Annotated in this window: 20 protein-coding genes, 1 other RNA gene and 1 riboswitch; of the genes, 11 read left to right on the forward strand and 10 right to left on the reverse strand. The window is 66.9% G+C overall.

The features are described from left to right. Positions 1 to 53: 53 nt before the first annotated feature. On the reverse strand, positions 54 to 1,358 hold the full coding sequence (gene dsrA / locus ACZ42P_RS00105; RefSeq protein ID WP_464898088.1) for a dissimilatory-type sulfite reductase subunit alpha: 1,305 nt from the start codon (positions 1,356 to 1,358) through the stop codon (positions 54 to 56). A gap of 321 nt (positions 1,359 to 1,679) precedes the next feature. On the opposite strand from dsrA, the gene ACZ42P_RS00110 reads away from it, so the two are divergent. The 11 genes from ACZ42P_RS00110 to ACZ42P_RS00160 all read left to right on the forward strand — a co-directional run bounded on the left by ACZ42P_RS00110 (position 1,680) and on the right by ACZ42P_RS00160 (position 8,837). Then, positions 1,680 to 1,901: a DUF6967 family protein gene (locus ACZ42P_RS00110; protein ID WP_464898089.1), complete on the forward strand. Its 222-nt coding sequence runs from the start codon at positions 1,680 to 1,682 to the stop codon at positions 1,899 to 1,901. Positions 1,902 to 1,936: 35 nt separating this feature from the next. Next, positions 1,937 to 2,539: a type I-MYXAN CRISPR-associated protein Cas6/Cmx6 gene (gene cas6, locus ACZ42P_RS00115; RefSeq protein WP_464898090.1), complete on the forward strand. Its 603-nt coding sequence runs from the start codon at positions 1,937 to 1,939 to the stop codon at positions 2,537 to 2,539. Positions 2,540 to 2,611: 72 nt separating this feature from the next. Then, positions 2,612 to 2,944 (forward strand): TusE/DsrC/DsvC family sulfur relay protein, encoded by a 333-nt coding sequence (locus ACZ42P_RS00120; RefSeq protein WP_464898091.1) that lies wholly within the window; start codon positions 2,612 to 2,614, stop codon positions 2,942 to 2,944. A 60-nt stretch (positions 2,945 to 3,004) separates the two neighbouring features. Further along, positions 3,005 to 3,853 (forward strand): sulfurtransferase, encoded by an 849-nt coding sequence (locus tag ACZ42P_RS00125; protein WP_464898092.1) that lies wholly within the window; start codon positions 3,005 to 3,007, stop codon positions 3,851 to 3,853. Position 3,854: 1 nt separating this feature from the next. After that, positions 3,855 to 4,427, forward strand: a complete 573-nt coding sequence (locus ACZ42P_RS00130) for a hypothetical protein (protein WP_464898093.1) — start codon at positions 3,855 to 3,857, stop codon at positions 4,425 to 4,427. Next, positions 4,427 to 5,332, forward strand: coding sequence for a TauD/TfdA family dioxygenase (locus ACZ42P_RS00135; RefSeq protein ID WP_464898094.1), 906 nt, complete (start codon positions 4,427 to 4,429; stop codon positions 5,330 to 5,332). The genes ACZ42P_RS00130 and ACZ42P_RS00135 overlap by 1 nt, the downstream gene beginning before the upstream one ends. A gap of 80 nt (positions 5,333 to 5,412) precedes the next feature. Then, an RNA gene (gene ffs / locus ACZ42P_RS00140) (signal recognition particle sRNA small type) lies at positions 5,413 to 5,511 on the forward strand. A gap of 82 nt (positions 5,512 to 5,593) precedes the next feature. Next, positions 5,594 to 7,204, forward strand: coding sequence for a DNA polymerase III subunit gamma/tau (gene dnaX, locus ACZ42P_RS00145; protein WP_464898095.1), 1,611 nt, complete (start codon positions 5,594 to 5,596; stop codon positions 7,202 to 7,204). A gap of 9 nt (positions 7,205 to 7,213) precedes the next feature. Then, positions 7,214 to 7,540: a YbaB/EbfC family nucleoid-associated protein gene (locus tag ACZ42P_RS00150; protein WP_464898096.1), complete on the forward strand. Its 327-nt coding sequence runs from the start codon at positions 7,214 to 7,216 to the stop codon at positions 7,538 to 7,540. A 59-nt stretch (positions 7,541 to 7,599) separates the two neighbouring features. Continuing rightward, positions 7,600 to 8,205 (forward strand): recombination mediator RecR, encoded by a 606-nt coding sequence (gene recR / locus ACZ42P_RS00155; protein ID WP_464898097.1) that lies wholly within the window; start codon positions 7,600 to 7,602, stop codon positions 8,203 to 8,205. 11 nt (positions 8,206 to 8,216) lie between these two features. Continuing rightward, positions 8,217 to 8,837: a nucleotide-binding protein gene (locus tag ACZ42P_RS00160; protein WP_464898098.1), complete on the forward strand. Its 621-nt coding sequence runs from the start codon at positions 8,217 to 8,219 to the stop codon at positions 8,835 to 8,837. On the opposite strand, the gene ACZ42P_RS00165 is transcribed toward ACZ42P_RS00160, so the two are convergent. The 9 genes from ACZ42P_RS00165 to nirJ form a co-directional block, all read right to left on the reverse strand. Further along, positions 8,838 to 11,327 (reverse strand): DUF1631 domain-containing protein, encoded by a 2,490-nt coding sequence (locus tag ACZ42P_RS00165; protein ID WP_464898099.1) that lies wholly within the window; start codon positions 11,325 to 11,327, stop codon positions 8,838 to 8,840. Positions 11,328 to 11,411: 84 nt separating this feature from the next. Further along, positions 11,412 to 11,498: riboswitch (cyclic di-GMP riboswitch) on the reverse strand. 106 nt (positions 11,499 to 11,604) lie between these two features. Beyond that, a complete protein-coding gene (locus tag ACZ42P_RS00170) occupies positions 11,605 to 13,440 on the reverse strand; it encodes a nitric oxide reductase activation protein NorD (protein ID WP_464898100.1) in 1,836 nt (611 codons plus the stop codon). A gap of 1 nt (position 13,441) precedes the next feature. Then, positions 13,442 to 14,428: a 4Fe-4S binding protein gene (locus tag ACZ42P_RS00175; protein ID WP_464898101.1), complete on the reverse strand. Its 987-nt coding sequence runs from the start codon at positions 14,426 to 14,428 to the stop codon at positions 13,442 to 13,444. Next, a complete protein-coding gene (locus tag ACZ42P_RS00180) occupies positions 14,418 to 14,819 on the reverse strand; it encodes a magnetosome magnetite crystal formation protein family (protein ID WP_464898102.1) in 402 nt (133 codons plus the stop codon). Before ACZ42P_RS00180 ends, ACZ42P_RS00175 begins: the two co-directional genes overlap by 11 nt. Further along, the gene (locus tag ACZ42P_RS00185) at positions 14,800 to 15,609 is read right to left on the reverse strand and encodes an AAA family ATPase (RefSeq protein WP_464898103.1); all 810 of its coding nucleotides are present in this window, start codon (positions 15,607 to 15,609) and stop codon (positions 14,800 to 14,802) included. The genes ACZ42P_RS00180 and ACZ42P_RS00185 overlap by 20 nt, the downstream gene beginning before the upstream one ends. A 10-nt stretch (positions 15,610 to 15,619) precedes the next feature. Then, positions 15,620 to 16,999 (reverse strand): cbb3-type cytochrome c oxidase subunit I, encoded by a 1,380-nt coding sequence (locus ACZ42P_RS00190; protein WP_464898104.1) that lies wholly within the window; start codon positions 16,997 to 16,999, stop codon positions 15,620 to 15,622. Between the two features lie 42 nt (positions 17,000 to 17,041). Beyond that, a complete protein-coding gene (locus ACZ42P_RS00195; protein WP_464898105.1) occupies positions 17,042 to 17,467 on the reverse strand; it encodes a c-type cytochrome in 426 nt (141 codons plus the stop codon). A gap of 111 nt (positions 17,468 to 17,578) precedes the next feature. After that, on the reverse strand, positions 17,579 to 19,153 hold the full coding sequence (locus ACZ42P_RS00200; RefSeq protein WP_464898106.1) for a cytochrome D1 domain-containing protein: 1,575 nt from the start codon (positions 19,151 to 19,153) through the stop codon (positions 17,579 to 17,581). Positions 19,154 to 19,194: 41 nt separating this feature from the next. After that, entirely contained in the window at positions 19,195 to 20,397 is a 1,203-nt protein-coding gene (gene nirJ, locus ACZ42P_RS00205; protein WP_464898107.1) for a heme d1 biosynthesis radical SAM protein NirJ, read from the reverse strand. Between the last annotated feature and the right edge of the window lie 4 nt (positions 20,398 to 20,401).

Consider the following 20,401-nt stretch of genomic DNA (forward strand, 5'->3'; position numbering starts at 1 on the left):
TATGCCTGGGGTTGCAGGCCCACCCTCGCGGGTGGGCGCTCATACCATTCCGCTCAGCCGGCCTTGGCGGCAGCCTTGCGCTCGTTCCACTTGGCGACTTCTTCGTCCCAGCCGTCGGTCCGCACGTAGGGGTTGGAGCGCGGCTCGAGGATCATGTTGGGATCCACATCGAGGCCGATGCCCTCGAGGAAGTTCACCAGACCGATGCGGTCGATCATCTCGCCGGTGCGCTCGTGTTCCAGCGCGTTTTCGGCGAAGAAGTCGAGGATGTTGCGCGCCAGCTCGTTCAGTTTCTCGAAGTCCTCGTCGGATTCGAGCTTCATGAACGGGATGATCACGGTGCCCATGGTGGCGCCGATCTTCAGCACGCCCTTGCCACCCACCAGGATGGTCACGCCCTTGTCCTTGCCGGGCAGCAGGCCACCGGGGATGACGTTCAGGCAGTGCATGCAGCGCACGCAGTTGTGGTTGTCGATTTCCATGCAGTCCTGGGCATCGACCGCGGCCACGGAGTAGCCGTCGCCCTTGGCGACCTGATCCTTCGGCACCAGGCGGATGGCCTTGGTCGGGCACATGTTAATGACCTGGTTGACCAGCTCGGTCTTGCCGTGCTTCGCCACCCACTCCTGCACCAGGCCTTCGTTCACCTGGATGTTGTCGCGCCAGGTGCCGATGGTGGCCATGTCGGAACGCTGGATGGCGTTCACGCAGTCATTGGGGCAGCCGGAGAACTTGAACTTGAACTTGTAGGGCAGGGCCGGACGGTGCATGTCGTCCAGGTTGTTGTTGATGACGGTGCGCAGGGCGCGGGCCTCGTCATAGCAGGACATCTCGCAGCGGGCGGCGCCCACGCAGGACATGGAGGTGCGCAGGGCCGGGCCGGCACCACCGAGGTCAAAGCCATGCTCGTTCAGCTCGTCGAACGCGGCCTGCACGTTCTCGGTCTTGATGCCCTGGAACATGATGTCGCCGGACTGGCCGTGGAAGGCGATCAGGCCGGAACCGTACTTGTCCCACACATCGCACATCCAACGCAGCAGGTCGGAGGTGTAGTGCATGCCCGCAGGCGGCTGCACGCGCAGGGTATGGAACTCGGCTGCGTCCGGGAACAGGGGCTGGTCGTTCTCGTCCTTCAGTTCGGTGAAGCGCGGGATCACGCCGCCGCCGTAGCCGAACACGCCCACCGTGCCACCCTTCCAGTAGCCTTTGCGGGTGCGATAGGAGGTTTCCAGCTGACCCAGCAGGTCAACCATCATGTCCTTTTCCTTCGCAAGGCGCTTGAGGCCCGTCACGAAGCTGGGCCAGGGGCCACTTTCCAGTTGGTCGAGCAAAGGCGTTTCGATCATTTGTTTTGCCATGGCGTTTTCTCCACTTCTCAAGCGTTGAACTGACAACCCAAGGACACTGCGCGACTCGCCCAAACCGTCCAAGCAGGAGCCGCTTTGCTTGGGAACCCGGCGGGGCCGGAGGCCGGACCCGCACTTCGTGGCCCAAATCTTATGCCCCGCGATTCCGGGGAGCTACTATTCCGAGTAGTTAGCCTGGACCTACCCAAAAGGGGTATGAGGCCTTCCCCCGATTGGCTAGAGGCGGGCCAAAAGCGGCCGGCTGCCTTGATTCGGCGCAAGGGAGCCATTACCTTATCGCCAAACCTGAAACTCTAGCATAGGTGGCGGATTTTGCAATCGGATCAGATCACTAGCCTGGCCAAGTTCACCTGCCAGCCGTTTCGTCAGGAAGTGGAGCTGCAGCAGGTGGTGCATGCGGCCGGCTATACCAGTCTGCGTTTGCGCATCCGCGAGGGAAAACGCTTCACCGTATTTGATATCGACGCCCCGACGGCGGCCCACTGGGGCCGGCTCATGATGGAGTGGGCGGGCAGCCAAGGAGAGACAAAATAGGCTGGCTGGCAGATGAAGGTTTCGTCGCCCCACCGGTGGACGAGGCCGCGGTCACCGACGTTCAGTTCGAGCTGAAGGGGCAGGGTCTGCCCCAGGACCACGGTCTGCTCCTTTACCGGGCCCTGCGCGAGCTTGCGCCCTGGATCGCCAACGAAGAGCTTTTGGCCATCCATCCCATCCAGGGCGCCGAGGTGGGGGGCGGGCGGCTCATGCTCAACCGCCGGGCGAAGCTCGTCATCCGGGTGCCGCGGGAGCGGGTGCAGGACATACTGGAGCTCAGCGGGCGCGAATTCGAGCTTGCCGGCGAGCCGTTTCGGATCGGGCCAGGCAAGGTGCGGCCGCTGACCCTGCACACGCCGCTCTACGCGCACCTGGTCACCACGGGCAGCGCCGACGAGAAGGCCTTCGCCGACGATATCATCCGCCTGCTGGACGAACTGAAAATCGATACCCGCTTCATCTGTGGCCGACGCCAGGCCCTGACCACGGAGCGGGGTGTCGAATACGGTTACAGCCTCATGCTGCACGGCCTGCCCATCGAGCATGCCATCCTGATCCAGCAGCAGGGGCTGGGCACCAACCGCAAGCTGGGCTGCGGGATATTCATCCCGCACAAGTCCATCACTCCCGTTGCCTGAGGGCGGAAAGGATTGGAAACGCGCCGGCGGCTGCCGGCGCATTGATAAACCTGTGTCAGAAGGAGCTGATATATGGGCTATGTGATCGACGGCGTCGAGTACGAGTACGATGACGAAAAATTTCTGCTCGAGCCGATCATGACCGAGGAAGCCGCCAAGGTGATCGCCGCGGCGGAGGGCATCGAGCTCACGGACGAGCACTGGATGGTCATCGAGCATTTGCGCAACGAGTACCGGGAGAAGGGCCATACCCCCAATTTCCGCAACCTGGTCAAGGAAATGGATGAGCTGCAGCCGGGCATCGACTGGAAGAAGCGGCTCTATGAGCTCTTCCCCATGCAGCCCGCGCGGCAGGCGGTGCGCATTGCCGGCCTGCCCAAGCCATTCGGCAAGGGTGGTTACTGAGCGCCTGGGCAACGCGCGAAAGGCCGGCGCGAGCCGGCCTTTTTGCCTTATGGAACAGGGATGACCTACACGACACTGATCAGCACCGAAGCGCTGGCCGAGCACCTCAACGACCCCGCCTGGGTGATCGTGGACTGCCGCTTCACCTTGAGCGACACCGAGGCCGGGCGGCGGGCCTATGCCGCCGGGCATCTGCCGGGGGCACGTTATGCCCACCTGGATGAGGACCTCTCCGGCCCCAGGGACGGACGCAACGGACGCCATCCGCTGCCGGACCCGGCGGTGTTCGCCCAGACCCTGGGACGCTGGGGCATAGACCGCGACAAGCAGGTGGTGGTCTATGACGACAGTTTCGGTTCCATGGCGGTACGGCTGTGGTGGATGCTGCGCTGGATGGGCCACGATGCAGTGGCCCTGCTGGACGGCGGCCTGCCCAAGTGGCAGCGGGAGCACAGGCCGCTGACCAGCGAGGTTCCGGTGGTGAGGCCCACCGTATTCGTGCCCAGCCTGCGCGAGGACATGCGGGTGGACGCCCGGGCCGTGCTGGAGGCCAGTCGCACCGGTGGGCGGTTGATCCTGGATGCCCGGCCGGAGATGCGCTTCACCGGCGAGATGGAGCCCATCGACCCGGTGGCGGGTCACGTGCCGGGGGCGGTGAACGTGCCCTTCGACGATAACCTGGACCTGGGCGGCACTTTTCTCCCGCCCGGGGAATTGCGGGCCCACTACGAAGCCCTGCTGGCGGGGCGGCGGCCGGATCAGGTAATCCTCATGTGCGGCTCCGGGGTCACCGCCTGCCACGATCTGCTGGCCATGGAGGTGGCGGGGCTTGGGGGCGCCAAGCTTTATCCCGGGTCCTGGAGCGAGTGGATCGCCGATCCCGCCCGACCCGTGGCGACAGGAGAGTAAGATGGCGATACGCATCAAGACCACCTGGTTCAAAAAGGACGCCGGCCGCGCCAATGACGAGACGGCGAGCGTGCTCGCCCTCAACATGTGGAAGCAGGCGTCCAAGGCCGTGGACGACATTTCCAAGGCCGATTACGACATCATCCATCTTGGGCGCGGTTTCGGCATCATCGCCGAAATGTGCGCCTTCATGCTGCACATCGCCGACCGCATGCTCTACGGCCGGGTGGACGAGGAGCGGCGCGCGGGCCTGATCGGCGCCACCGGTGCCAGGCTTGCCGACTACGTGGACCAGAACATCCGCGATCTGGCACCGGACGAAGAACACACCCGGGATTACGCGGCCGAGTTTTTGGACTTTCTCAACCGCCGCGGGGCGGATTACGCCACTTTCGATTTCCCGGCGGACGAACCCAATTTCGCGGTGAAGCGGTATCTCGCCAACATGATTCGCGAGCGCATGGAAAGCCACGACCAGACCTGGATCATCGACCAGGTGATCGAGTTCCAGGCGCCGGAGGCGATCGAAACCGTGAAGAAACTCATCAACGGCTTCTTCCCCAAGGCGGCGTGATGGCAGGACCCTTCGATCTCGACGACGAGGCGGCCTACCGGTCCTGGCGCGAAGCGAAGCTGGCGGCCTATCCCCGCTCCGTGGAGGAGCTGGTCGTGACGGTGGGCGACCCCCGGGCGCTCACACCGGCGGAGCACGCGGCCATCCTCGACCGCTGCCGGCGGGCCAACATGGCCATCTATGCCAGTCCCCGGGTGGAGGCCGACAAGTCCCTGCCGCGCCGGCTCGGGCAGCAGTTCGGGCTCACGCGCCTGGACCGCAACCTCCTGGCGGACGAGGACGCCATCAGCACCCTCACCGTGGCCGAGGAGCAGGAAGGCATGCGCGGTGACTACATTCCCTATACCAACCGCGCCATCCGCTGGCATACCGATGGCTACTACAACCCCCCCGAAAGCCGCATCTGCGGCATGATCCTGCATTGCGTGCAAAGTGCGCAGGCCGGCGGCGAGAACCGCCTGCTGGACCACGAGATCGCCTATATCCTGCTGCGCGACCGCAATCCCGATTTCGTGCGGGTACTGAGCGAGCCGGACGTGATGACCATTCCCGCGCGCATGGATGAATCCGGCGTGGCGCGCCCCGCCCAGACGGGTCCGGTGTTTTCCGTGCTGCCGGACAGCGGCGCGCTGCATATGCGCTACACGGCCCGCACGCGCAGCATCCAGTGGCGGGAGGGGGCCGACGTGCGCGCGGCGGTGGCGGCTCTGGAGGCCATCCTGGCCGAGGAATCGCCTTTCGTGCTGCGGGCGCGGCTCGAGCCCGGGATGGGGCTCATCTGCAACAACGTGCTGCACGACCGCTCGGGTTTCGACGACAGCCCCGAACGGCGGCGGGTGATCTATCGCGGCCGTTACCTGGACCGCATCCGAGGTACCGAGGCCATCGCCAACGCGTTCCGGTGACCGTGCCCGGCCGGGCGTCCGCTTCGTGCCGGTTGATTTCCGGACGCCGATGGGGGATGATGCGCGCCCAGTCTTCACATGGCGGGCCTCCCCGCATTGCAAGGCGGTGAACCTGGTCAGGTCCGGAAGGAAGCAGCCATAGCCGCTCACTGCAAGTGCCGGGGGCAAGGCTCGCCACCCCCATTCCCCCGTCGCGCCGGCCGGAGGGCGGGCGCGGCCAGCCCGGCCGGGTCCGCGCATGATCTGGGGTAAAATCCCGCCATGACTTATCAGGTCCTCGCGCGCAAATGGCGCCCCCGCAGTTTCGCCGAAATGGTGGGGCAGGAGCACGTGGTGCGCGCCCTGTCCAACGCCCTCGAGCAAAAGCGCCTACATCACGCCTACCTCTTCACCGGCACGCGCGGGGTGGGCAAGACCACCCTGGGGCGCATCATCGCCAAGTGCCTCAACTGCGAGACCGGCATTACTTCCACCCCCTGCGGTGTGTGTGCCGCCTGCACTGCCATCGACCAGGGCCGCTTCGTGGACATGATCGAGCTCGATGCCGCCTCCAACACCGGCATCGACAACATGCGCGAGGTGCTGGACAACGCGCAGTATGCGCCCACGGTGGGGCGCTTCAAGGTCTATCTCATCGACGAAGTGCACATGCTGTCCCGGGCGGCATTCAACTCCATGCTCAAGACGCTGGAGGAACCGCCGGAGCACGTGAAATTCATCCTCGCTACCACCGATCCCCAGAAGATACCCATCACGGTGCTGTCGCGCTGCCTGCAGTTCAACCTGAAGCAGATGTCCCAGCCGGCCATCATGGGCCATCTGGAGCGGGTGCTCCAACAGGAGGGCATTTCGTACGAGGCGGCGGCGTTGCGGCTGCTGGCGCGGGCCGCCCACGGGTCCATGCGGGATGCCCTGAGCCTGACCGACCAGGCCATCGCCCATGGCAGCGGCCGGGTGCTGGAGGCCGAGGTGCGTGCCATGCTGGGAGTGGTGGATCAGGGCTACCTGTTCGACCTGCTGGACGCCCTGGTGCGGGGCGACGGCGCGGCCCTGATCGGAGCGGCCGACCGCATGGCCGAGCGCAGCCTGTCCTTCGAGGCGGCCCTGCAGGACCTGGGTGTGCTGCTGCACCAGGTGGCGCTGGCCCAGACCACCCCGGAAGCCCTGGCGGAGGATCTGCCGGAGCGGGAACGCATCCTGCAGCTCGCCCAGACCCTGTCGCCGGAGGAAGTGCAGCTCCATTACCAGATCGTGCTGCTCGGACGGCGCGACCTCCCTCTGGCGCCCGACGAGTACGCGGGCTTCACCATGACCCTGCTGCGCATGCTGGCCTTCCGGCCCGAGACACCTGCCGAGGCGGGGCCGGCGCCGCGCGCGGCCGGATCCGGCCCGGCTCAAAAAAAAACTGAACGGCCCGTGAGCGTGGCGCCTGCCGAAGGTGCCCCGCCGGCCGCTCCGGCCTCGGCGGCGCCGGCTGGGGCGCCCGCCTTCGATGGCGACTGGATCGCGCTGGTGGGGCGTCTGCGCCTGTCCGGCATGGCCCGCATGCTGGCCGAGCATTGTGTACTGGCCTCCTTCGAGCAGGGCGTGATGCGGCTGGTGGTGCCCTCGGAGCACCGGCACCTCGCCGAGAAACCCTACCAGAACAAACTGCGCCAGGCGCTGGAGGCGCATTTCGGGCAGCCCGTGAAACTCGTGATCGAACTGGGCGCACCGGCCGGCCCCACCCCGGCCCAGCAGCAGCAGCAGGCGCGCGCGGCGCGTCAGGCGCAGGCAGTCGAGGCCATCGAACGGGATCCCTTCGTGCGGGAGCTTCTGGAACAGTTCGATGCGCGCCTGATCGAATCCAGCATCAAACCGGTTCAGCAATAGGAGAAAGCGATGATGAAAGGCGGCTTGGGCAACCTGATGAAACAGGCCCAGATGATGCAGGAAAACATGAAAAAGATGCAGGAACAGATCGCGGCCATGGAAGTGGAGGGCCAGGCCGGGGCCGGCATGGTGAAGGTGGTGATGACCGGCCGGCACGACGTGAAGCGCGTGACCATCGACCCAAGCCTGCTCGCCGACGACAAGGAAATGCTGGAGGATCTCATCGCCGCCGCGGTGAACGACGCGGTGCGCAAGATCGAGGCCGTCAGCCAGGAAAAGCTCGGCGCCCTCACGGCCGGACTGGGCCTGCCGGCCGGATTCAAGCTGCCGTTTTGACGCCCCCAGTCAGGACCATCGGGGGCGGCCCCGGTCCCTTCGGCTAACCTAGAGGGTCAATGGAATTGAACAGTCCCTCCAGCCTCGACGCGCTCATCGATGCCCTGCGCTGCCTGCCCGGGGTGGGGCCCAAGTCGGCCCAGCGCATGGCCTATCATCTGCTCCAGTACGACCGGGAAGGGGCGGCACGCCTGTCCGAGGCCCTGGCTTCGGCCCTGTCCCGGCTGCGCCATTGCCGCCTGTGCAACAGCTTCACGGAGGACGAAGTCTGTCGTCTGTGCAGCTCAAGTAGCCGGGATGGGAGCACCCTGTGCGTGGTGGAAATGCCGGCGGACCTGATGATGATGGAGCAAACCCAGATCTACCGGGGCATGTATTTCGTGCTCATGGGGCGGCTGTCGCCCCTGGATGGCGTGGGGCCCAAGGAACTGCACCTGGAGCGCCTGCTGAGGCGGGTGGAGGACGGCGTGGTGCGCGAGGTGCTGCTCGCCACCAATTTCACGGTGGAGGGGGAAGCCACCGCCCATTACATCGGCGAGCTGCTCAAGGGACGGGGGCTCAAGGTCACCCGCATCGCCCGCGGCGTACCCGTAGGCGGCGAGCTGGAATACACGGACGCGGGCACCCTGGCCCAGGCCGTCCTGGAGCGGCGGGAGATTTCCTGAAGGGAGGCGCCATGCCAAGCATCCTGATCGTCAATCCCAAGGGGGGCAGCGGCAAGACCACGCTCGCCACCAATCTCGCGGGCTTCTTCGCCTGGCGCGGCGACCGCGTGACCCTGGGTGACATGGACCGCCAGCAGTCCAGCCTGCACTGGCTGTCCATCCGCTCCCCGGAACTGCCCCGCATCGAGCCCTGGGATGCCCGCGACGGCGATCTAACCAAACCCCCCGCAACGGATTTCCTGATCCTGGATGCCCCGGCGGGCATTCACGGCAAGGCGCTGGCCAATGCCCTCAAGGCGGCGGACAAGGTGCTGGTGCCGGTGCCGCCGTCGCTGTTCGACATCTGGGCGGTGGCGGAATTTTTCCAGACGCTGCAGGAACACAAGGCGGTGCGCAAGCATGCGGTGGCGATCGGAGTGGTGGGCATGCGTGTGGATCCCCGCACGCGTGCGGCGGCCACCCTGCAGCATTTCTTCGAGAAATACGAGCTGCCCGTGGTCGGCTGGCTGCGCGACACCCAGGTCTATGTGCAGGCGGCCGCCCTGGGGGAGACCCTGTTCGACCTGCCGCGTTCCCAGAGCGAGCGCGAGCTGGAGCAGTGGCTGCCCCTGGTGGACTGGGCGCGCCGCTGATCAGGCGGCGGCCTGTTTCAGGGTCTCGATCACGTTGTCCACGGCCCGGTCCAGCAGGGGCACGTCGTCCAGCAGGCGGGCGGTGCCGATGCGGAAGGCCGCTTCCAGCTTTTCCCGCGGCATGGTGGCGCCCCGCTTGCCCTGACGGTCGCAGAAGAGATAGGCCCCGCGCAGGGGGCTGATCCACTTGAGCCGTGCCTGCAGGGGCTCCATGCCGGTGTGGCGGAACTCCACCCACATCCCGGGTTTCAGCGCGGCCACCGCTTCCCGCGCGGTTTCCTCGTCCAGCTCGGTCGCGCAGGCGGCCTCCTGGCCGGCCGACCGGGGGGCGTCGCTGGCCAGTTCCTCATCGTCCGCCCAGCCCACGCCGCCGATGGTGATTTCCTCCACCTCCACCTGCCCTTCGGCGGCAGGCGTGAGGATTTCCAGCTTGACCGGCGTGGCCTGGGGTTTGGGAAACTGTAATACCACGGCGGTCTCCCGCGGCGGCGCAGGTGAGGCGGAGGTCTCCTGGCCAAACCCGGCGGACACGGCGCTGGCATGGCACTTCACCAACTGGCTCAGGAAACGTTCCCGCACGTCCTGCGCGGTGTTCACGGCTTCCATGCCCTGCTTGAGCCGCTTGAGCAGGGCGGGCAGGATCTTGATGAGCCGCTCCCGGTCCTCCCGCGTGGGCTTGGGCCGGGTGCTCCAGACCAGGTCGTCCATGGTGGCCAGCGCCTCCTCCCAGGCCGGGCCTTGCCCGCTCTTGTCGAGGCGCGCGCGGCACAGCACCTCGGTCCAGGTCTCGCACAGGAAGGTGCGCACGGCTTCGGGCACCTCGCTGTCCCGGGCGCGGCGTCTGACCGCTTCCTCCGCCGCCTCGCGCGCCTCTTCCAGCGCCATTTCCTGCTGCTCCCGCGCCACGATCAGGGGTGTGGCGGCCGCCACCAGGGCATCGGCCTGACGCTCCTGTTCCTCGAGGAAAGCCTGGAGACCGGCCATGGCCTGTTCGAACACGGCCAGATCGTCCTCGAACTGGTCGAGGATGGTCTGAACCATGCCCTCGATGTGACGGTAAAGGGGATCCTCGCGGTCAAGCGTGCCTTGCCAGCCGACGGCGGCCTCGCCGATGAGATTGAGCAGGCGGCGGGTGGGGTGGGTTTTGCGCGAGAAGAAGGCCGGGTCGAGCATTGCCGCCTTGAGCACGGGAATCTGCAGGCGGCCGATCAGGGCCTTCACGGCATCCGGGACACGGGCGTCGTCGAAGATGTAATCGAACACCATGGCCACCACCTCGATGGTCATGGCAGACGCCGGGCCGAGGCTGTCTGCCGGCAGCGCCTCGCGGATTTCCCGCAGCACCGCTACCGGGGCGCCGGCGGCGGCCTGGGCCAGCACCGGGATGCGTTCGGCGCCCTGGCCATGCTGCAACTGGGTGAGCTGGGTCAGGATCAGCGGGGAACAGGCCGCCGCGGGGCCTGCCGCCGGATTCATTCCCGGCGTTTCACCCGCTCCCGCGGCCATGGCCCCGGTTACTGCCGCCGGAGCGCCGGTCGACCCACCGCCCGGGACGGCCATCATCGCTGCCGCCATGCCCGCCGGCATGGCGGCAGGCACCGCGCCAGCTGGGACCGCGGTGGGCGCCCCCATTCCCGTCACGGGCAGGGTGCCCCGCTGCGCCGCGCGGGCGAACCACTGCTGCATGGCGGCGAACACGTCGCCGTCCGCTGCCGCGGCCTCCACCGCCTCCACCGCCGCCTGGGCGGCGAGGGCGGCGATCTCGGCGCTGCTGTGGGCGCCCCCCCGCCGGATTTCGCGCCGGATGCGGGGCAGCACGCCTTTTTCGATCAGGTACTGGTTGATCTCGCGATAGGTGGAGGCGACCGCGTCCTGCATGTGCTTGTCCCACATGGTGACCAGCAGGAGGCGGATTTTCAGGGGCGCTTCCGTGTCCCGGCAGGCGGCCATGTAAGCCTCGGCCAGCACCGCAGGATCAAAGGGGTGCTTCACGCGCCGGAATTCGGGGTCGTGGACGAGCAGACCCACGCGTTTTTCCAGGGCGGCGAGCTCCTCGGTGCAGGCATGCTTCATCTTCGCCGCCATTTCCTGGGTGGCGATGGATTCCTCCAGGTCATCCGGGTCCACCAGGCTGAACTGGTCGATTTCCAGCTCGTCCGCTGCGGGGCGCTTCGCCTGCCGGTGGGGGAGCAGCGCGGCCTGCATGCCGTCGTGGAGATGCTCGCGGAAGCGTTTTTCGATTTCCTCGGCGCGGGTGCGCACCAGGCTCATGGCCTCCAGATGAAGCTGCTCCATGGCGCGCTCGGTGGACTTCTGGGCCAGCTGGAAGAATTCCTCGTCGGCCTTTTCCAGCATCGCCTTGAGCGCGCCCGTGAGGGTGCCGAGGGCGATCTGCATGCCGCGCTCCAAGAGGCGGCGTTCCATCGCACTGGGTTCGTCGCGGGAGCTTGCGAGGGCGTTCAGGAGCTCTTGGGAATCGGCGCCTTCCATGCTGCTTCTCCGGGTCGTGGGTTGGGGAACCGCTCTGCCAAGGAAGGCACCGGGGGACGTCGGCACGAACCCGTCGGGGCGACACCCAGCGAGCCCGCTGCCATGGGACGGGCGTCCTTTAGGCCGGTGCTTTTGCGTCGCCGCCTTTCGACGGCTTTGCCCTTGGTAGATGTCCGTTCTCGGGTACAGCCGAAATGCGCTGTGACCCGCTGCCAGAATCGGCGCGGTGGCACGAAACTTTAGGCCGCGCAAAGATTACCGTTTGTTCAGATGCAGCCTACGCCGTGAGCCGGGCATAGAGACGGGGCAGCGCCCGCGGCAGCTCCGCGGGCTGGCGGATGACCAGGGCGTGGCCGGGACCGAACAGGTAGTCGAGATAGTCGGGGCCGGTGGCATCCACCGTCACACAGAAGGGCGTGATGCCGGCGCGTCGGGCCTCGCCGAGGGCGTGACGGGTGTCCTCGATGCCGTAGCGGCCCTCGTAGTGATCGAGGTCGTTGGGCTTGCCGTCCGTGAGCAGCAGGAGCAGGCGCCGGCTGGCGGGCTGCTCGGCCAGGATGTGGCTGGCGTGGCGCAGGGCCGCCCCCATGCGGGTGTAGTAGCCGGGCTTGAGGGCGGCGATGCGGCCGCGTGCGGCGTCGTCGTAAGGGGTGGCGAAATCCTTGAGCAGGTGAAAGCGCACGTTGTCACGCCGCAGGGAAGAGAAGCCATAGAGACCGAAACGGTCGCCGCTGGCGGACAGGGCCTCCGCGAACAGGAACAGGCTGTCGCGGATGACGTCGATCACACGCGCCGTGTTGCTGGCGTAAGCATCGGTGGACAGGGAGAGATCGGCCAGCAGCAAACAGGCGAGATCCCGCCGGCCGCGGTGCAGCGCCCGGTAGAGGCCCCGCTCGCCGCTGCCGCGGCCGAGGCGCCGCTCGGTGAGATGCCTCACGGCGGCGTCCAGGTCCAGCTCGGTGCCGTCCGCCTGATGGCGCAGCCAGAGCCGTTCCGGCCGCAGGGCTTCGAACTGGCGGCGCACCCGCCGCGCCGTGGGGCGCAGGGTTGGGGGCAGGGCGCAGGGCGGGGCGGTCTCGGCCAGCATGGGCTGCACCCGACAATGGGCCGGCAGCAGGCGGCGGCTGCGGTAATCCCACTCCGGCAGCCAGATGCCGGGACCGATGGGCGTGTCATCCTGGCTGCTGGCCGGCAGATCGAGATCGAAGCGCACACGCGCGGCCGTGGTCTCCGCGTCACGCGCCAGCGCCAGCCGGTCGAGATCGTCCGCGCAGGCTGGGTTGGGGTCGTCACTGTCCTCGGTGGGACGGTGTACGCGCAGATAGTCCGCCCAGCTGAGAATGCTCTCGGCACGGAAAAACAGCATGAAGCCATCCCTCCCGCGGGGCATGGACACCCGTTCGCCCTGGCGGCGGCGCGGGTCCTGGTGCACATGGCGGGCGCCGCCGGCCCCCGCGGCGCCCCCATCCGCCGGCGCGGCCGCGGCCGGCGGGCGTGGCGGCGCGGGATGGAGCCACAGGGGCACCGGCTGCCAGGGCCGACGCGCGGGCGGCAGACGTGCCACACTGCCGGGATGGCGCAGCGCCGCCTGGATGGCCTGTTCCTGCGCCGCTTCGTCGGCGGGCAGGCGGTTCAATGGCGGGCGCAAGGGCAGGAGGGCCGCCACCAGCCGCTGATAACGGGGGAGGAGTCCCGGATAACGCGCGAACACGCGGCATGCGGCTTCCTGGTTTTCCGCGAGCCACTGATCGGGACTCGTCCACTCCGCCGCCGTTTCCGCGGCGAGGGCGATCAGCCAGACATAGAGATCCCGGTTCAGATTCCGGTCGGAAAAAAGGGCGATGCGTGGCGGCAGGCAGAGGGCTTCCCCATCGCGCCAGGCCAGCTCGCTGCGATCCCCCACGCCCGCCAGACGCGCCAGCAGACTGCGCCGGGCACCGTGGCCCGTGGCTGGCGCGGTTCTGACGGCAAGCCCCGGCTCGCCACCCAGGGCGCGAAACAGGATGCCTGCCAGGGGGGCGATCTCTTCCACGGCCACGGCTGCCGCGGCATGCTCCCGCGCCGCGAGGGCACGCAGGCCCCGGTCCCACAATTTCCCGGCCCATTCTTCCATGTCAGCGTCCTCCCTCCAGGCGCGCTCCGGTGGGGTCCCTGCTGGCGAAACATTTCTGAGGGGCCTGGGGCCGCGTGTCGGTCGCTCGTCCGGACTTGCTCAGGGCGCAGGGGCCGTCCACCCAGCGCAGCAGGCTGCCTTCCGGCGCATGATGTTGCACCTGGCTGCAGGCCTGGATGCACTGGCCGCATTGGGTGCAGGCGAACATGGCGCGCTTGACTGTGCGCGGATGCAGGCGCATGGGACAGGCATGATCGCAGGCACTGTCGCATGCCTGGCAGGCGCGGGCCCGCCGCTGGTCGAAGCCCACCACCAGGGCGCGCGGGTTGGCCATCCACGCCAGGCTTTGGAACAGGCCCACGGCGCAGCCGAAGCGGCAGAACAGGTGGCGGGCGAGGGTGAATTCGATGAAGAGAAGCAGGGTGGCCACGCCGATGAACCGGGCCTGGTTGGCCGTGAGGGTGCCGTGCCACAAATTGACATAAACGGTGGCGGGGGGCAGCAGGTAGGTGAGCAGGACCACCGCCCAGAGAAAGGCGAAGGCCAGAGCGCTCGCCAGGGTCACCGGCCACCACCACGCACTCCACCGGCGCAGCCTGCCGTCGGGCCGGCGTTCGGGCAGGCGCTGGCGGTCCCACAGGCTGTGCTTGCCAAGGGTCCGGCGCATCAGGCCGTTGATCGTCTCCACCACGGAGAAATGGGGACACAGCCAGCCGCAATACACGCGGCCCCAGCGGTAGGCCACGCCCATCAGCAAGGCCGCCGCGAGAAGCAGCGGCAGGAACACGCGCCCCAGCACCCGCAGGGCGAGTTCGCCGGCGCCGATCTCGCCCGCCACGAACTGGTCGATGCCGATCACCCAGGGCTGGCCCAGGAAAATGGCGTGACCCTGGGTGAGGTCGAAGCGCAGCAGGTCGAGGGGCGGGGCCAGCACGAACAGGGCGAAAAAGGCGCTGCGCAGCAGCAGGCGTGTCTGCTCAGTCGTCATCGCAGGGTCTGCCTATGAGGGGATAGCGGTAGGGCTGGCCCGCCATGGCGCGCGCCAGTCCCAGCACGCCCAGCAGCACCAGGCTGGAGTGGAAGATCGTGAAATAGAGGATGGCCACGACCCAGGTGGCCGGCTGGTCGTAGCCACCCAGCAGGACGATGGCGAGATTGGCGCCGATCAGGAGGCCGCCCGCCCAGAGGCTTCCCGCCAGCGTCTGTCGCAGGTGACAGCGGGCGAGAGGGGGTGCGTCGCGGTAGGCCTGCCGCCACAGAAGGAGCAGGCCCAGGAAGGCGACCCCGGGCAGCAGGAGCAGATTGACCAGATACAGCACCTCCGCTGCCACGGCGAGGGACTGCCCCGGCGGCGCCGCATCATGGGCCGAAGGTGACAAGGACGACCTCCATCAGCGCCGCGGCCGTGGTTTCGTCGTCGGTGAGGGATTCCACCAGGGCGGCACGGCACGCCTCCACAGGCGGGAAACCACTGCGGATGAGGCTTGCGGCATAGACCAGCAGACGCGTGCTTGCCGCTTCCTCCAGATCGTGGTCCTTGAGGGCGCGCAGGGACTGGGCCAGGTTCACCAGGCGCCGCGCCAGCAGGGGATCCACGCCGGTCTCGGCGACGATGATTTCCTGCTCCACCTCGGGTGGGGGGAAATCGAAGCTCACCGACACGAAGCGCTGGCGGGTGCTGGGCTTCAGGCTCTTGAGCAGGTTCTGGTAGCCCGGGTTGTAGGACACCACCAGCATGAACTCGGGCGGCGCCCGCAGGGTCTCCCCCAGGCGCTCGATGGGCAGGATGCGGCGGTCGTCGAGCAGGGGATGCAGCACCACGGTGGTGTCCTTGCGGGCTTCCACCACTTCGTCGAGATAACAGATGCCCCCTTCCCGCACCGCCTGCGTGAGAGGACCGTCCTGCCACCAGGTGCCGCCGTCGCCGATCAGATGGCGCCCCACCAGATCGGCGGCGGAGAGGTCATCGTGGCAGGCCACGGTGTAGAGCGGCCGCCCGAGGCGCGCCGCCATGTGGGCCACGAAGCGCGTCTTGCCGCAGCCCGTGGGCCCCTTGATGAGCAGGGGCAGCCGGTTGCGAAAGGCGTGCTCGAACAGTTCCACCTCCCGCCCCTGGGGCCGGTAGTAGGGCAGGGACGGGACGGCATGCAGGGGGGCGGCGGCAGTCATGGGTGGCCTTTCATGCTTCGGCGGCCCGGGTTTCGCCACGCACGAAGAAGCTCAGGATGTAAACCACCAGCCCCGCCAGAAACACCAGCCCCGTGAATTCCCGCATCCAGTAGAACAGGGCGACCTGATCCTGGGCCTGCATGTAAGGCAGCGGAGTCGCGCTCACCCGCTGCAGCCAGACCTGCAGGATGCCCGCGGCGGTGAGGAACAGGGTGATGAACACCATGGACACGGTCATCAGCCAGAATCCCCACATTTCCATCACCTGAGCCTTGTTGGCGTTTGCCTGGCGGCCGCGCAGCAGGGGCATGGCATAGGAAATGATGGTGAGCACCACCATCACGTAGGCGCCGTAGAAGGCCATGTGCCCATGGGCCGCGGTGATCTGGGTGCCGTGGGTGTAGTAGTTGACCGGCGAGAGGGTATGCAGGAATCCCCACACGCCGGCGCCGAGGAAGGCCATCACGCCGGTACCCAGTGCCCACAGGGTGGCGGCCTTGTTGGGATGCTCGCGCCGGCGGCGGTTCACCATGTTGAAGGCGAACACCGTCATCATGAAGAAGGGGATGGGCTCCAGGGCGGAGAACACCGAACCCCACCATTGCCAGTAGCCGGGCGTGCCGATCCAATAATAGTGATGGCCGGTGCCCACCACCCCGGTGATGAGGGTCATGGCGATGATCACGTACAGCCATTTCTCGATCACCTCGCGATCCACCCCCGTGACCTTGATCAGCACGAAGGCGAGCAGTGCGCCCAGGATCAGTTCCCACACACCTTCCACCCAGAGGTGCACCACCCACCACCAGTAATACTTGTCCAGCACCAGGTTGGACGGGTTGTAGAAGGAGAACAGGAAGAAGATCGCCAGGCCCCACAGCCCCGTGAGCAGCACCAGGCTGATGGAGGTCTTGCGCCCCTTGAGCACGGTCATGCTGATGTTGTAGAGGAAGGCAAGGGCCACCACCACGATGCCCAGCTTGGTGATGGTGGGCTGTTCCAGGAATTCCCTGCCCATGGTGGGCAGCAGGCCGTTGCCCGTCAGGTCGGCCAACCTGGCGTAGGGCACCAGCAGATAGCCCAGGACGGTCAGCGCGCCGGCGATGAGGAAGACCCAGAACATGATGAGCGCCAGCTTCGGGCTGTGCAGCTCGGTTTCCGCTTCCTCGGGCACCAGGTAGTAGGCCGCGCCCATGAATCCGAACAGCAGCCAGACGATGAGCAGGTTGGTGTGCACCATGCGCGCCACGTTGAACGGGATTTCCGGGAACAGGAAGTCACCCACCACGTATTGCAGGCCCATTATCAGGCCGAACAGAATCTGTCCCACGAAAAGGCCGATCGCCGCGACGAAGTAGGGTTTGGCGACTGCTTGCGACTGGTATTGCATGATGATCTCCTCGAACCAAGCGATGCGTGACGAGTGCCGGCTTCAGCCTTCGATGTTGGGCGGCCAGTTCTCGGTGTTGATCTCGGAGGTGTACTTCAGGAAGGCCACCAGATCGTCGAGTTCCTGTTCCGTGAGATGGAACTGGGGCATCTGCCGGCGCCCGGGGACACCCGTGGGCTGCGCCTTGATCCAGGCCTTGATGAATTCCGGCCCGCGCCGCTTGTACACATTGCCCAGCTCCGGCGCGAAGTAGGCGCCCTCGCCCAGGAGTGTGTGGCAGCCGATGCAGTTGTTCTTCTCCCACACGAGCTTGCCGCGCACCACCTCGGGCGTGAGGGCGGCGCGGTTGTCCCGCTTGGGCAGGGCTGCCGTGGTGTCGAAGGTCAATCCCAGAAACAAAAGAAAGGAAAACAGCGCCGCACCCCAGAAAATGTTGCGCGCCGTGGACTTGGTGAAGCTGTCGCTCATGGGTCTCTCCTTTCGCCATGCAGAAGGCTTGCGCCCCGTCGGTGTCAATCTAGTCAGGCGTTGCGGCGGCTGCCTTGACGTGGGTCAAGCCCGCGCCCCCACGACAATGGCTCAGTGGCTGGTGCCGCTCGAGCGCGTGGTTTTGTTGTACACGTTGTACTTGCCCGACGGCTTGCTCATCGGGAGCCGCGCCACCTCGCGCAGGGTGTCGGCGTCATAGACCACCAGCGCGCCCTCCATCTCCCAGATGCTGACCAGGGCGTAGCGGCCGTCGCGGGTGAATTCAACGTGGGCGGCCGTCCTGCCGGGCGCAGGCGTGAGTTGCGCCACCACCTGGAGCGTGCGCTTGTCGATCAGGGTGAGGGTGTCGCGTGCCGCGCTCATGAAGCTGTCGGTCCAGGCATAGGGCGTGTTTTCGTGGCTGCGCAGGAAGAAGCCGGGTCCGGGCGTGGGGATGCGGCGGATCACCTGCCAGGTCTTCATGTCGATCACCGTCACTTCGCCGGTCCTGAGATTGGGGCTGGCCATGACCGGGCGTCCCTGATATTCCCAGGTGATGCCGGAGCCGAGATGGGGCATGCCCGGCAGGTCGAGATCGGCGATCTTGCGCCCGATGTCCAGGTTCACGACCTGGCCCTTGCCGCCCTGGCGCGACGTGCCCATGACATGACGGTAGTCGCCGTCGAAATAGAAATCGTCCAGGGTGTCGTCCAGGAAGATGCGCCGCACCGGGAACGGCCCCCGGTCGGCGAGCGCCTCGGCCATGCGGTAGTCGTGTACCAGCCCGGGATAGACCGGGTCGTGTCCCTCGCCGTAGGGGATTTCCCACAGCTCCTTCACATCCTTGAGGGCGGCGATGAAGCTTTTGCGGGGTGCGGCGTCATACACTGCGGAGACCCGTGAACCGCGCCCCGCGAGGTCCGCCACCGGCATGAGCTTCAGGGGTGTGAGATCGTCTGCGCGCAGGATGACCAGCGTGTGGGGCAGGGTGTTGGCTACCGCCACGAAGCGGCCATCGCTGGAGACCGCCAGATTGCGCGTGTTGATGCCCGCGCGGATTTCGTGGGTGATCTTGAGATTCCAGATGTCGAAGCGCGTGATCCAGCCGTCGCGCGAGGCGAGGAACACGTAACGTCCATCCGGGCTGAACTTGGGTCCACCGTGCAGCGCAAAGCGTGTGGCGAAGCGGTGGACGGGACGGAAACGGTCGCCATCCAGCAGGGTGGCATGGTGATCTCCTGTCTCCACCACGACGAACAGGTTGAGGGGATCGGCATCGAACACCGGCCGGTCCGGCAGGCTGCCCGCCTTGATGTATTCGATGCGGGAGGCATTGATCTCCTCCAGCCCCCAGCGCGGCTCGACCGGCGGCGGGGTGTAGATGAAATCGGCCAGGGATTGGAGATCGGCCTGGGCCAGCTTGTCGCTGAAGCCTGGCATCTGGGTGGCGATGCGGCCCCCGGCTATGACCTGCAGCGCTTCGCTTCTGCGCAGCCGCTCGAGGTTTTCCGGCAGCAGGGCGGGGCCTGTGCCGCCAAGACGGTCGGCCCCGTGGCAGGCCGCACAATGCTGGGCGTAGAGGGTGGCGGGGTCGGCGGCGCGTGCGGGCAATACCACCATCAGCACAGCCCAGAACAAGGCATCGAATACGACGGATGCGAAGGGCCGCACAGGCAAGGCCGGCATGAAATCTTTCCTCCGCAATCCGGGGCGTCCGGCAGCGGTTTTCACGAGCGCACCATGCGTCGCAGCGGCACGTAGGGGGCCACCGTGAGCCGCTCGTGGGATTCCGTGACGCCGATTTCGCCGTCGGTCAGGTAACAGGCCGGGTCTTCCTGCCAGGGGTCGCCGGTGAGCTGCCAGGCGCGCACCCGGGTATTGCCGCCGCAGATGTCCAGGTAGCGGCAGGCACCACAGCGCCCCTTGACCGGGCGTGGCGTGCGCTTCAGGCCGGCCATGAGCGGGTCGCCCGTGTCCGGCCAGATCTCGGAAAAGGGCCGTTCCCGCACGTTGCCCAGGGTGTAGTCCCACCAGAAGGTGTCCGGGTGCACGTTGCCCAGATTGTCGATGTTGGCCACGTTCACGCCGCTGGCGTTGCCACCCCACTGGGCGAGTTTCGCCCGCAGGTGGGCCTCCATTTCCGGGAAATGCCTGCGCACCCAGAACAGCAGATACACCCCGTCGGCGTCGTTGTTGCCGGTGACGAATTCCACGGCGCGGCCGGCGGCGAGACGCTGCCAGCAGGTGTCGAACAGCAGATCCATGACCCGCCGCGTGCTCTGGTGCACGGCATCGTCGGCGCGGTTCTTGTTGCCGCGCCCCGCGTAATTGAGGTGGGAAAGATAGAACTTGTCGATGCCCTCTGCGTCCATGAGCTGCAGCAGGGCGGGCAAATCAGCCTCGTTGTCGCGGGTGAGGGTGAACCGCAGGCCCATCTTGATGCCGGCTTCCCGGCACAGGCGGATACCGCGCAGGGAAGCCTGGAAGGCGCCCGTCTTGCGCCGGAAACGGTCATGGGTGGCTTCCATGCCGTCCAGGGAAATGCCCACGTAGTCGAAACCCACCCGGGCCAGCTCGTCGATGTTGTGGGAGTCGATCAGGGTGCCGTTGCTGGACAGGCCCACGTAGAAGCCCAGGGCCTTGGCGCGCCGGCCGATGGTAAAAAGGTCGGGCCGCAGCAGGGGTTCGCCGCCGGACAGGATCAGCACCGGCACGCCGAAGGCCTTGAGGTCGTCCATCACCGCGAAGACTTCTGCGGTGGTGAGCTCACCCGGGAAATCCTTGTCCGCGGAGATCGAGTAGCAGTGCCTGCAGGTGAGATTGCAGCGGCGCACCAGATTCCAGATCACTACCGGCCCCGGCGGCCTCCGCCGCGGCCCGATGGGGGTGGGGTGGAGCAGTTCCTGCATGTATTGGGTGATGCGAAACATGACG

Source organism: Thiobacter subterraneus (genome assembly GCF_055379455.1).